The organism is Alcanivorax sp. 24 (genome assembly GCF_004360225.1).
GTDB classification, from domain to species: Bacteria; Pseudomonadota; Gammaproteobacteria; order Pseudomonadales; family Alcanivoracaceae; genus Alloalcanivorax; species Alloalcanivorax xiamenensis.
Genome location: NZ_SNUA01000011.1, coordinates 145277 through 158777 on the forward strand (window position 1 = coordinate 145277; position 13501 = coordinate 158777).

Here is a 13501-nt window from a genome sequence, read left to right on the forward strand (position 1 = left end):
GGATCCAGCGATGATCGGATGTCACGCCCCCGACAGGGGGTTTTTGCTTTCGGAATACATATCATGATGGACATTAACGAGGTGCGGGAATACTTGCCCCACCGCTATCCGTTTTTGCTGGTGGACCGGGTGGTGAACGTGGAGCCGGGCAAGCGCATCGAGGCGTACAAGAACGTCACGATCAACGAGCCCTTCTTCAACGGCCATTTCCCGCAGGAACCGATCATGCCCGGCGTGCTGATCATCGAAGCGATGGCCCAGGCCGCCGGGATCCTCGGGTTCGTCACCGAGAACAAGCGCCCGGCGGACGGTTACATCTACCTGCTGGTGGGCGTGGACAATGCCCGCTTCAAACGCCAGGTGGTGCCCGGTGACCGTCTCACGCTGCAGGCCGAGTGGGTGATGCTGCGCCGCAGTATTCTCAAGTTCACCTGCCGCGCGGAAGTGGAGGGCCAACTGGTGGCCTCCGCCGACATGCTGGTGGCGGAACAGAAAGTCTGATTCACGCCCGCTCGGGCGGGCGTCACGGCCATCGCCGCCTGTCAGCCTCTTGGCTATACTGGCGGCGATGGCACTATTCGGAACGACATACCAGCCCAGGGTGGACACGCATACCTATGATTCATCCCACAGCCATTATCGATCCCAAAGCGGAGCTGGCGGCGGACGTCGAAGTCGGGCCGTACTCCGTGATCGGGCCTGACGTCACTGTCGGTGCCGGCACGGTTATCGGCCCCCATGTGGTGATCAAGGGGCCGACGAGCATCGGCGCCAACAACTGCATTTTTCAGTTCGCTTCGGTGGGCGAGGACTGCCAGGACAAGAAATATCAGGGTGAACCCACCCGTCTGGAGGTCGGTGACGGTAACGTTATTCGCGAGCACGTCACCATTCACCGTGGCACCGCGCAGGATCAGGGTCTGACCCGCATCGGCAACAACAATTTGCTAATGGCCACCGTGCATGTGGCCCATGATTGCATGATCGGCAACGATAATATTTTTGCCAATGCCACCGGCATCGCCGGCCACGTGCACATCGGCGATAACGTGATTCTGGGCGGCATGACCGGTATCCACCAGTTCTGTCACATTGGTTCCTACGCCATGTCCGCCGGCTGCAGTCTGATCGTCAAGGATGTTCCGGCGTATGTCATGGTCGGCGGCAATCCTTCCTCCGCCCGCAGCATGAACTTCGAGGGCATGCGCCGGCGCGGCTGGGACAGCGAAGTCATCAATCGTCTGCGCAAGGCGTTCAAAGTGGTCTACCGCCAGGGCATGACCCTGGAACAGGCATTGGCGGAGCTGGAGCCGGAAGCCGGGCAGTGCGATAAGCTGAAGCTGTTCGTGGACTCCCTGCGCGATTCCACTCGGGGCATCACCCGCTGATATGGACGCGCCGCTGATCGCCCTGGTGGCTGGCGAGGCCTCCGGCGATATTCTCGGCGCCGGCCTGATCGAGGCTCTGCGGGCGCGTTACCCGGAGGCCCGCTTCTTCGGTGTTGGCGGCGAACGCATGATCGCCGCCGGGTTTGAAACCCTGTTTCCGATGGAAAAGTTGTCGGTGATGGGTATCACCGAGGTCCTTTCTCACCTGCCGGAGCTGTTCCGCCTGCGCCGCCAGTTAGTGGACGCCCTGCTGGAAAAGCGCCCGGCGGTGGTGATCACCATCGATTCTCCGGATTTCACCCTGGGCGTGGCCAAGCGTGCTCACGCCGCCGGTCTGCGCACCGTTCACTACGTCAGCCCGTCGGTGTGGGCCTGGCGCCAGGGGCGGGTCAAGGGCATCCGGCGGGACGTGGACCTGATGTTGACACTGTTCCCGTTCGAGGCGCTGTTCTACGAAGAGCACGAGGTGCCGGTGGCCTTCGTCGGGCATCCCCTGGCGGACATGATCGAACTGGATGTGGACACCGCCGCCGCTCGCGCCGAGTTGGATCTGGACGAGGAGGGCAAGTGGCTGGCGGTGCTGCCGGGCAGCCGGGGCGGGGAAGTGTCTCAACTGATGCCACCGTTCCTGGATGCCATGGTACGTCTGCACAAGGACAACCCGGCTCTGCGCTTCGTCATCCCCGCCGCCAATCAGGCCCGCCGTGAGCAAATTGAAGTGGCGCTGGGGGCGGCGCCGGCACTGCCGGTGACGGTGATGGACGGCCGCAGCCGCACGGTGATGGCCGCCGCCGATGTGGTGTTGATGGCGTCCGGCACCGCCACCCTGGAAGGCCTGCTACTGAAAAAACCCATGGTGGTGGGCTATCGGGTGGGCGCGGTGACCTATGCCATCGTGTCGCGGCTGGTGAAGAGCGAGTTCGTCGCCTTGCCCAATCTGCTGTGCCGGAAGGCCATGGTGCCTGAGCTGATTCAGCATCAGTTGTCCGGGGAGGCGGCGGCGCGGGAAGTGAACCGATGGCTGCATGAACCACGGCGGGTGGCCGCGTTGCGGGAGGATTTTGCCCGCGTGCATGAGGCCCTGCGCGGCGGCGCCAGCGTCAAGGCCGCGGACGCCATTGTCGGCCTGTTGGAAGGTTAGCGATGAACCATCCCTTTGCGGAATACGCTCTGAGCGAGCCTTTTGTCCCCAGCGCTTTTGCCTGGCAACCGGGTATGGTGCTGGCCGGCGTCGACGAAGTGGGGCGGGGCCCGCTGGTGGGCGCGGTGGTGACCGCCGCCGTGGTGTTGGACCCGGCAAGGCCCATAGAGGGACTGGCGGATTCGAAGAAACTCACCGCCAAACGCCGTGAACAGTTGGCGGAATTGATCCGTGAGCGGGCCCTGGGCTGGGCTCTGGGCCGCGCCGAAGCGGCGGAAGTGGATCAACTGAACATCTATCATGCCACCCACCTGGCCATGGTCCGGGCGGTGCAAGCACTGCCCATTGACGTGGAAGCGGTGTTGGTGGACGGTAATCGGACCCCGTCCTTCGCCTGTCCGGCGGAAGCCGTGGTGAAAGGGGATGGCCGGGTACCGGCGATCGCCGCCGCCTCGATTCTCGCCAAAGTGGCGCGGGACGCGGAAATGGTGGCGCTGCATCGGCAGCACCCCGATTACGGCTTCGACCGTCACAAGGGCTATCCCACCGCGGTGCATCTGGAAGCGTTGCGCCGTCTCGGTCCCTTGCCCGAACATCGCCGTTCCTTCGGCCCGGTGGCGGCCCTGATCGAATCGAACTGACCCGCCGTCGTGGGCGGGGAATCTAGGAGTCTTGTTTCGTGAGCGAACCCCGTTTCGTCCATTTGCGACTGCATACCGACTACTCCCTGGTGGATGGCGTGGTGCGGGTGAAGGAACTGGTCAAGACCTGCACCGCCCAGGGCATGCCGGCGGTGGCGGTCACCGATGAGAACAATCTGTTCGCCCTGATCAAATTCTACTCCAACGCCCAGAGCGCCGGCATCAAACCGGTGATGGGCGCCGATCTGTGGGTGCAGGCGGATGATCCCGAGGACGAGCCCAGCTATATCACCTGTCTGGTGCAGAACGAAGAGGGCTACCGCAATCTGACCCTGCTGATCAGCCGGGCCTGGCAGACCAATCAGGTGCGTGAACGGGCACTGATCCGGCGTGAGTGGCTGCTGGAACTCAACGAGGGGTTGGTCGTGCTGTCCGGCGCCCGTTTTGGCGACGTGGGTAAATGGCTGCTGGCGGAGAAGATTGATCTGGCGCGGGAACGGGCCTTGGAATACAAAGCCGTGTTTGGTGACCGTTACTACCTGGAGGTGCAGCGCACCCAGCGCCCCGGTGATGAGGACTGCCTGCACGCCAGCGTGGCGTTGGCGGCGGAGCTGGACATCCCGGTGGTGGCCAGCAATGACGTGCGTTTCCTCAAGCGCGAGGATTTCGAGGCCCACGAGGCGCGGGTCTGCATTCATGACGGCAACACCCTGGATGACCCGCGCCGGCCACGAAAATATTCCGAGGAGCAGTACCTGAAAAGCGCGGAGGAAATGGCGGAGCTGTTCTCCGACCTGCCGGAAGCGCTGCAAAACAGTGTTGAGATTGCCCGGCGCTGTACCCTCGACATTCGTCTGGGCAAGAACTTCCTGCCGGATTTCCCGGTGCCGGAAGGCATGACCATTGAGCAGTACTTCGAAAAGGTATCCCGGGACGGGCTCGAGGAGCGGCTGGCCAAGATTCTTGATCCGCAGGCGCCGGACTACGCCGAACACCGCAAGGTCTATGACGACCGCCTCAAGTTCGAGCTGGACATCATCAATCAGATGGGTTTCCCCGGCTACTTCCTGATCGTGGCGGACTTTATCCAGTGGGGTAAGGAACACCAGGTGCCGGTGGGGCCGGGGCGGGGCTCCGGCGCTGGCTCCCTGGTGGCCTACGCATTGAAGATCACCGACCTCGATCCGATCGCCTACGACCTGCTGTTCGAACGCTTCCTGAATCCGGAACGGGTCTCCATGCCCGACTTCGACGTCGACTTCTGCATGGAAAAACGCGATCGCGTGATCAATTACGTGGCCGATAAATACGGCCGTGACGCGGTCAGCCAGATCATCACCTTTGGCACCATGGCGGCCAAGGCGGTGGTGCGGGACGTGGCGCGGGTGCAGGGCAAACCCTACGGCATGGCCGACCGGCTCTCGAAGATGATTCCCGGCACGCCGGGGATGACGCTGTCCAAAGCACTGGAGCAGGAAGAGACGCTGCGGGATTTCCTTGAGGACGACGGCAACCCGGACAAGGAAGCGGTCAATGAAATCATGGAGATGGCCTTCAAGCTGGAGGGCCTGACCCGGAACGTGGGCAAACACGCCGGCGGCGTGGTGATCGCGCCGGGCAAACTCACCGATTTCGCGCCCCTGCACTGCGACGAGCACGGCGAAAACCTGGTCACCCAGTATGACAAGGACGACGTTGAGCAAGCCGGGCTGGTGAAGTTCGACTTCCTCGGCCTGAAAACCCTGACCATCATCGACTGGGCGATGAAGGCGGTGAACGTGCGCCGCCAGCGGGAAGGAGAGGGGCCGCTGGAGATCGAACGGATCCCGCTGGATGACACGCCCAGTTTCGATCTGCTCAAGCGCGGTGATACCACCGCCGTGTTCCAGCTTGAAAGTCAGGGCATGAAGGAGCTGATCAAGAAGCTCAAGCCCGATGTGTTCGAAGACATCATCGCTTTGGTGGCGCTGTACCGCCCCGGCCCGTTGGAATCCGGCATGGTGGACAACTTCATCAACCGGAAACACGGTAGGGAGCCGTTGGCCTACCCGGATCCGCAGTACCAGCATGAATGGCTGGAATCGATCCTCAAGCCCACCTACGGGGTGATCCTCTACCAGGAGCAGGTGATGCAGATCGCCCAGGTCCTGGCCGGCTATACCCTCGGCGGCGCCGACATGCTGCGCCGCGCCATGGGTAAGAAAAAACCGGAGGAGATGGCCAAGCAGAGGGAGATCTTCGAAAGCGGCGCGAAAGAGAAGGGCGTGGACCCGGACCTGGCGATGAAGATCTTCGACCTGGTGGAGAAGTTCGCCGGTTACGGCTTCAACAAATCCCACTCCGCCGCCTACGCCCTGGTGGCCTACCAGACCGCCTGGCTCAAGGCCCATTACCCGGCGGAATTCATGGCGGCGGTGATCTCCGCCGATATGCAGAACACCGACAAGGTGGTGACCTTCATCGATGAATGTCACTCCATGGACCTCAAGGTGCTGCCGCCGGACGTGAACTCCTGTGGCTATCGCTTCACCGTCAACCCCGAGGGTGACATCGTCTACGGGCTGGGGGCGATCAAGGGGCTTGGCGAGGGTCCCATCGACGCCATCGTCAGCGCCCGTGGCGACAGCGACGGATTCGACGATCTGTTCGACTTCTGCCGCCGCATCGACCTGAAGAAGATCAATCGCCGCTCCCTGGAAGCCCTGGTGCGTGCCGGAGCCCTGGACAAGCTCGGGCCGAACCGTCATTTCCGTGACCGCGCCACGCTGCTGGCCACCTTGCCGGATGCCATCGCCGCGGCGGAACAGGATGCCCGCAACGAAGAAGCCGGCATGATGGATTTGTTCGGCTCCATGCAGGCCGCCGAAACGCCGGTGGTGGAGTGGAAGCCGGCCCGCGAATGGAATGACGAACTGCGCCTCAACGGTGAGCGCGATACCCTGGGTCTGTTCCTGACCGGTCATCCCATCGACCAGTTCGAGCACGAAGTGCGTCAATTCGTCAGCGCCCGTTTCAATGCCCTGCAACCCACCGCCAAGGGCGAGGCCGCCACCGTGGCCGGCCTGGTGGTGGCACTGCGCATCACCCGCAGCAAGCGCAGCGGGGAGCGTATGGCCTTCGTCACCCTGGATGACAAGACCGGGCGGCTGGAGGTGTCGGTGTTCGGCAAGACCTTCGCCCAGTTCGGCGAGCGGATTCAGAAGGACATCCTGTTGGTGGTGCGCGGCGGGGTGCGCAACGACGATTACTCCGGTGGCTTCAATCTGGTGGCCGACGAGGTGATGGATATGCGCCAGGCCCGTGAGGTGTTCGCCCGCCGCTTGTGTGTGTCGGTACCGGTGGAACAACAACTGCCGGACACCCTGGATCGGCTGCTGGCCCCATACCGGGGCGGTGCGATCCCGGTGACGCTAAGGCTCGCTCACAAGGACGCGGAGGTGGCCATGCCGCTTGGCGATGAGTGGAAAATCAGCCCCCACGAAGCGCTGGTGGATGAGCTGCGCAACCGCTTCGGTGAGACGTCGGTGCGGTTGGAGTATTGAAGAAGGGCGCTTACACGCAACACGCATACACGTTTGCACGCCATGCTTGCTGGCGCTGTAGCGAGACGGGGAGGGTGGATTGCTTGGGAAGTCAGTCATACATAGCAGGTGCGCAAATACGCTTGCTATTGTTTGCCGAGGATCAGGCTTCGGGTTTAGCGTGTTGCGTGCAAGCGTGTTTGCGCCGCCGCGCCGGCGTCCGGTAACAACTTGCAACTTTACACCCAGCCAGGTATCTCGACGCTGTCATTGTATTGCGGCTACACTTGAGCGCACTGTGACAAGGGGTAGCACATGAATCCGAATTTCCTCGAATTTGAACAACCTATTGCGGAACTGGAAGCCAAAATCGAGGAACTGCGACTCGTAGGCACCGGCAGCGAGGTCAGTATCTCCGACGAGATCGGCAAGCTGCAGGAGAAGGGGATCACGCTTACCGAGAACATCTTCAGCAAGCTGACCTCCTGGCAGATCTCGCAGCTTTCCCGGCATCCCAAGCGCCCTTACACGCTGGATTACGTCAAGCGCATCTTCGGCGACTTCGACGAACTGCACGGCGACCGCAGCTTTGCTGATGATCCGGCCATCGTTGGCGGCATCACCCGTCTGGACGACCGTCCGGTCATGGTGATCGGCCACCAGAAGGGCCGGGAAGTGAAGGAAAAAGTGCGTCGTAACTTCGGCATGCCCAACCCGGAAGGCTACCGCAAGGCGTTGCGCCTGATGGAGCTGGCGGAGCGGTTCCGGATGCCGATCTTCACCTTCATCGACACCCCTGGCGCTTTCCCCGGCATCGACGCGGAAGAGCGCGGCCAGTCCGAGGCAATCGCCCGTAATCTGCGGGTGATGTCCCAGTTGAAAGTGCCGATCATCGCCACGGTGATCGGCGAAGGCGGTTCCGGCGGCGCGCTGGCTCTGGGCGTTTGCGACCACTTGCAAATGCTTCAGTACAGCACTTATGCGACGATTTCCCCGGAAGGCTGCGCCTCGATCCTCTGGCGCAGCGCCGAGAAGGCGCCGGAAGCGGCGGAAGCAATGGGGCTGACCGCCAACCGTCTGCATGAGCTGGGCATCGTCGATGAGGTGGTGCAGGAGCCGCTGGGTGGCGCCCATCGTGATTACGACCAGGCCGCCGACGCCGTGCGCCGCTCCCTGATCGCGGCGCTCAACAGCCTTGACGCCCTGGAGCAGCCGGAACTGATTCAGCGCCGCTATGAGCGCCTGATGAGCTACGGTAACTTCGTCAGCGACCCCGTGGATGAGTGATGTCCGATGCCGCCGTCCCCCGCGTGTCGGCGGCCCAGGCCCCGCCGGGGCCCTTGCTGCTGGCGTTCAGCGGCGGTCTTGATTCCTCTCTGTTGATGCACCTGCTGGTGGAGGCCGGTCTCGGCCCCCGCTTACGGGTGCTGCACGTCAATCACCAAATACAAGCGCGATCAGCGGACTGGGCGGCGTTCTGCCGGGCCCGGGCGGCGGCGCTGAAGCTGCCGTTCGAGGAAGTCCGGGTGACGGTGCCGGCGGCCGCGAATCTGGAGGCCGGCGCCCGCGCCGTCCGTTACCAGGCGCTGGCTGAACATGCCGCCAGCGCCACCGTGATCACCGCCCATCACCGCGACGACCAGGCCGAAACGGTCATGCTGAACCTGCTGCGTGGCGCCGGCGTGCAGGGGCTGGCGGCGATGACCGAACATTCCTCGCTGGAGGGGATGCGTTTGTGGCGGCCGTTGCTGGCGTTCGGGCGGGGGCAACTGGAACGTGAAGCCCGCCGTCGGGGCCTGGATTGGGTAGAGGACCCCAGTAACGCTGATGTCGGTCTGCGCCGGAACCGGCTGCGCCATGAAATCCTGCCCCGCCTGGCCGCTACCTGGCCAGGCGCTCCGACGATCCTGGCCCGCACCGCCGGGGTAATGGCGGATGCCGCCACCTTGCTGGACGAGAGGGCGGCGGAGGATGCCCGGGCGCTGGCGGCGCAGCGGGATCGGTTGCCTTTACGGGAGTTGGCGGCATTGAGCCGTGAACGCCGGGATAATCTGCTGCGCTGGTGGTTGGACCAGGCGGGAGCGCCACCGCCCTCCGTGGCCATCACCGGGCAAATCCGTGGCCTGTTGCGGGCACCGTCGGACCGCGAAGCCCGGGTGAGCTGGGGCGGACACACTCTGCGCCGTTATCGCGGTGATCTTTACCTGCTCCGTGATGGTGACCTGCAACCGCTCAGCGGCTCTTTGCATTGGCGGGCTGGTGACGAGCCACCAGATTCCGGTCTCTGGCGCTTGCTGCCGGGGGAGGGTGAGGTGACGCTGTGGGTTCCGCCCGGTGATGTGCAACTACGGCCTTTCGTTGGCGGTGAGCGTTTGCGCCGTCACGGTCAGCGCCAGCAGGTATCGGAATTATGGCGCGTGGCCGGGGTGCCGCCCTGGCGACGCCGCCAATGGCCCCTGCTGTATCAGGATGATGAGTTGATGTCGGTGCCAATGATCGGCGTCGCCGACGGCGTGGACCGGCACCGCTGCCGGCCGTGGCAGTTGCGCTGATAGGTCGGCATTCGCGAGTGAACTCGCTGCCCACGGGCGGGCCTGCAAAGCTGCCGTGGGAAGCGGGTTAACTCGCGAATAGCCTGTCTTTCCACGTATCAGGTAGCCAACAACAGTGCCGCCTTTTACGTTTTTACCCGTTTTCACGGTGCGGCGGTGGTTCCCTGGCGGCAGCCGTTCTGTTACTATTTCATCCCATCCTGACGTAGCCCAACTCCCTGATATTTCAGGAATACCGAGACCCGGCGGTACGTCCGTTCCAAGACGAAACAGAACACACCTTTGCCCACCGTGGTGAGCAAAGGTATTTTTTTGGTGTCTGGTTGGCGCTTTCTCACCTCCGGGGCTTGGGGCCCGCGGCAGGTTGTGGAAAGATCGGTGGCACGGTCGATGAAAATGAAATAGCCGGTGACGGCTTGGGCACGTTCAATCCATGACTGATTCTGGTGGGTGCATGGCACGTTATATTTTTGTCACTGGCGGTGTGGTGTCTTCCCTTGGCAAGGGGATTACCTCGGCGTCCCTGGCCTCGTTGCTCGAGGCCCGTGGCCTTAAGGTCACTCTGATCAAGATGGACCCCTACATCAACGTGGATCCAGGCACCATGAGCCCCTATCAGCACGGGGAGGTGTTCGTTACCGAGGATGGTGCCGAGACCGACCTGGATCTGGGGCACTATGAGCGCTTCATCCGTACCCGGCTCAGCCGCCGCAACAGCTTCACCACCGGCCGTGTCTATCAGGACGTGCTGGATAAGGAGCGCCGTGGCGAATATCTGGGCGCCACCGTGCAGGTGATCCCGCACATCACCGATGAAATCAAACTGAAGATCCAGGAAGGCGCTGGCGACGCCGACGTGGCCATCGTCGAGATCGGCGGCACCGCCGGCGACATCGAGTCCTTGCCGTTCCTGGAAGCGGTGCGGCAGATGCGTGTGGAACTGGGTTCCAGCCGGTCCTTGCTGGTGCACCTGACGCTGGTGCCGTACATTGCCACCGCCGGTGAGATCAAAACCAAGCCGACCCAGCACTCGGTCAAAGAGCTGCGCTCCATCGGCCTGCAGCCGGACATTCTGGTATGCCGCGCTGATAATCCGATTCCGCAAAGCGCCCGTGAGAAGATCGCGCTGTTCACTAATGTGGAAGCCCGGGCGGTGATCTCCTCGCCGGACTGCAAGAGCATTTATCAGGTTCCCCGTGGCATGCACGAACAGGGACTGGACGCCATCGTGGTGGAAAAATTCGGGCTCGACCTGCCGCAACCGGATCTGTCCGAATGGGACCGGGTGGTGGAGGCCCAGTTGCATCCCCAGCACGAAGTCACCATCGGCATGGTGGGCAAGTACGTGGAACTGGCGGACGCCTACAAGTCGCTCAACGAAGCGCTGATGCACGCCGGCATCGCCAACCATGCGCGCGTCAACATCCGCTATATCGACGCCGAGGACATCGAACGCAACGGCACCGGTGAACTGGCGTCGGTGGACGCCATTCTGGTGCCCGGCGGTTTCGGCGACCGGGGCACCGAGGGCAAGATCGCGGCGATCCGCTATGCCCGGGAAAACAACGTGCCGTATCTGGGGATCTGCCTGGGTATGCAACTGGCGTTGATCGAATACGCCCGCCACGTGGCCGGCCTGAAAGACGCCCATTCCACCGAACTGAGACCGGACACGCCGGAGCCTGTGGTGGCGTTGATCACCGAGTGGACCCGTGAGGACGGCGGCAAGGAGTTGCGTTCGGCAACCTCCGATCTGGGTGGTACCATGCGTCTGGGTGGCCAGGAATGCGTGCTGGAAGAGGATTCCGTGGCGGCCCGGTGCTACGGTCGTTCTCATATCGTTGAACGACACCGGCACCGCTACGAGGTCAACAACAATTACCTGCCGCAATTGGAAGGCGCTGGCCTGCGCATCGCCGGCCGCTCCCATGACGGCGAACTGGTGGAAGTGATCGAAGTGCCGGATCATCCGTGGTTCGTGGCCTGCCAGTTCCACCCGGAATTCACCTCCACGCCCCGCGACGGCCACGGCCTGTTCAAGGGATACGTGGAAGCGGCGCTGGCCCACAAGGAGAGTTAATCCGTGAGCAGCCAGATAACTATCCAGCTTGACGGTCTGCGTTTCGCCAACGACGCCCCGATGGCCTTGTTCGGCGGCATGAACGTGCTGGAGTCCCGGGACCTGGCCCTGCGGGTGGCGGAGCATTACGCCCGGGTCACCGAAAAGCTGGGGATCCCCTGGGTGTTCAAGGCCAGCTTCGACAAGGCCAACCGCTCCTCCCTGCATTCCTTTCGCGGGCCGGGCATGGAAGAAGGGTTGAAGATCTTCGAGGAGATCAAACGGACCTTCCAGTGCCCGGTGATCACCGATGTACACGAGCCCTATCAGGCGGCGCCGGTGGCGGAAGTGGCGGACATCATTCAATTGCCGGCGTTTCTCGCCCGGCAGACCGATCTGGTGGTGGCGATGGCAAAAACCGAGGCCATCATCAATATCAAGAAGCCCCAGTTTCTGGCGCCCCAAGAGATGCGCCACATTCTGCACAAGTGCGAGGAAGCCGGTAACGACCAGCTGATCCTCTGTGAGCGGGGCTCCAGCTTCGGGTACAACAACCTGGTGGTGGACATGCTCGGCTTCGGCATCATGAAGACGTTCGGTTATCCGGTGTTCTTCGATGTCACCCATGCCCTGCAGATGCCCGGTGCCCGCAGCGACTCCGCCGGTGGCCGCCGCGCCCAGGTGGCGGAACTGGCACGTGCCGGTATCAGCCAGGGCATCGCCGGCCTGTTCCTGGAAGCCCATCCCGACCCGGACAACGCCAAATGTGATGGCCCCTGCGCCCTGCGTCTGGATCGCCTGGAGCCATTCCTGGCGCAGTTGCAAACCCTGGATAATACGGTCAAGGCATTCCCCGCCTTCGACAACGACTGAATTGAAATTCTGGAGTAGCTCTCCCATGTCCAAGATCGTCGACATCAAGGCCCGCGAAATTCTGGATTCCCGCGGCAACCCCACTATTGAAGCCGATGTGATTCTCGAATCCGGCGCCAGCGGCAGTGCCTGCGCCCCCAGTGGTGCCTCCACCGGCTCCCGCGAAGCACTGGAACTGCGTGACGGTGACAAAGACCGTTATCTGGGCAAGGGCGTGACCCGGGCCGTGGGCAACGTCAATTCCGAGATCCGTGAATTGCTGGTGGGCCGTGACGCGGTTGCCCAGCGTGAGCTGGATCAGTTGATGATCGACTCCGACGGCACCGACAACAAAGGCCGCCTTGGCGCCAATGCGATTCTGGCGGTGTCCCTGGCGACGGCCAAGGCCGCCGCGCGGTTCCAGCAAAAGCCGTTGTACGAATACATTTCCGATCTTCAGGACGATGACAACGAGTACTCCCTGCCGGTACCGATGATGAACATCATCAACGGCGGTGAGCACGCCGATAACAACGTCGACATCCAGGAATTCATGATTCAACCGGTGGGCGCTCCCACCGTGGCCGAGGCGATCCGCTACGGCGCCGAAGTGTTCCACGCCTTGAAGAGTGTGCTGAAGAAGCAAGGGTTGGGCACGGCGGTGGGGGACGAGGGCGGTTTCGCTCCGGATCTGCCCAGCAACGAGGCAGCCCTGGAAGCGATTATGAAGGCCATAGACCTGGCCGGTTACAAAGCTGGCGAGGACATTACGCTGGCCCTGGACTGCGCTTCCAGCGAGTTCTACAAGGACGGTCAGTATGTGCTCGCTGGTGAAGGGCGCAGCATGGACGCCGCCGGTTTCAGTGATTATCTGGCCGAACTGTGTGACCGTTACCCGATCATTTCCATCGAGGACGGCATGGATGAGTCCGACTGGGAAGGCTGGAAGATTCTGACCCAGACCCTGGGCAGCCGGGTGCAATTGGTGGGAGACGATCTGTTCGTCACCAACACCAAGATCCTCAAGCAGGGCATCGACCAGAACGTGGCCAATTCCATCCTGATCAAGTTCAACCAGATCGGCTCCCTGTCGGAAACGCTGGACGCCATCAAGATGGCCAAGGACGCCGGCTACACCGCGGTGATCTCTCACCGCAGCGGTGAAACCGCCGACACCACCATCGCCGACCTGGCGGTGGCCACCGCCGCCGGCCAGATCAAAACCGGTTCTCTGTGCCGCTCCGACCGGGTGGCCAAATACAATCGTCTGATCCGTATCGAAGAGGAATTGGGCCGCGCCGCCTACAAAGGTCGCAAAGAGTTCAAATTCCTGTGAGGAGCGGCGGG

10 protein-coding genes are annotated in these 13501 nt (G+C 62.7%); all 10 read left to right on the top strand.

Annotated elements, in window-relative coordinates; all coding sequences use genetic code 11:
* Window positions 1-63 precede the first annotated feature (63 nt).
* The 10 genes from fabZ to eno all read left to right on the top strand — a co-directional run bounded on the left by fabZ (window position 64) and on the right by eno (window position 13490).
* A complete protein-coding gene (fabZ, locus tag E0L37_RS15240) occupies window positions 64-501 on the top strand; it encodes a 3-hydroxyacyl-ACP dehydratase FabZ (RefSeq protein ID WP_201303825.1) in 438 nt (145 codons plus the stop codon).
* Between the two features lie 116 nt (window positions 502-617).
* On the top strand, window positions 618-1388 hold the full coding sequence (lpxA, locus tag E0L37_RS15245) for an acyl-ACP--UDP-N-acetylglucosamine O-acyltransferase (RefSeq protein WP_133492564.1): 771 nt from the start codon (window positions 618-620) through the stop codon (window positions 1386-1388).
* Window position 1389: 1 nt separating this feature from the next.
* Window positions 1390-2529 carry a lipid-A-disaccharide synthase gene (lpxB, locus tag E0L37_RS15250; protein WP_133492565.1) on the top strand — a complete coding sequence of 380 codons (1140 nt, stop codon included), beginning with the start codon at window positions 1390-1392 and terminating at the stop codon, window positions 2527-2529.
* A gap of 2 nt (window positions 2530-2531) precedes the next feature.
* Complete coding sequence (rnhB, locus tag E0L37_RS15255) at window positions 2532-3170, top strand: ribonuclease HII (RefSeq protein ID WP_133492566.1); 639 nt, start codon at window positions 2532-2534, stop codon at window positions 3168-3170.
* A 38-nt stretch (window positions 3171-3208) separates the two neighbouring features.
* The gene (gene dnaE, locus E0L37_RS15260) at window positions 3209-6712 is read left to right on the top strand and encodes a DNA polymerase III subunit alpha (RefSeq protein WP_133492567.1); all 3504 of its coding nucleotides are present in this window, start codon (window positions 3209-3211) and stop codon (window positions 6710-6712) included.
* A 294-nt stretch (window positions 6713-7006) separates the two neighbouring features.
* Complete coding sequence (accA, locus tag E0L37_RS15265; protein WP_133492568.1) at window positions 7007-7978, top strand: acetyl-CoA carboxylase carboxyl transferase subunit alpha; 972 nt, start codon at window positions 7007-7009, stop codon at window positions 7976-7978.
* A complete protein-coding gene (gene tilS, locus E0L37_RS15270) occupies window positions 7978-9243 on the top strand; it encodes a tRNA lysidine(34) synthetase TilS (RefSeq protein WP_133492569.1) in 1266 nt (421 codons plus the stop codon). Before accA ends, tilS begins: the two co-directional genes overlap by 1 nt.
* A gap of 454 nt (window positions 9244-9697) precedes the next feature.
* Entirely contained in the window at window positions 9698-11323 is a 1626-nt protein-coding gene (locus E0L37_RS15275) for a CTP synthase (protein ID WP_133492570.1), read from the top strand.
* Between the two features lie 15 nt (window positions 11324-11338).
* On the top strand, window positions 11339-12175 hold the full coding sequence (kdsA, locus tag E0L37_RS15280; RefSeq protein ID WP_304503120.1) for a 3-deoxy-8-phosphooctulonate synthase: 837 nt from the start codon (window positions 11339-11341) through the stop codon (window positions 12173-12175).
* Window positions 12176-12200: 25 nt separating this feature from the next.
* Entirely contained in the window at window positions 12201-13490 is a 1290-nt protein-coding gene (gene eno, locus E0L37_RS15285; protein ID WP_133492572.1) for a phosphopyruvate hydratase, read from the top strand.
* Window positions 13491-13501: the final 11 nt, after the last annotated feature.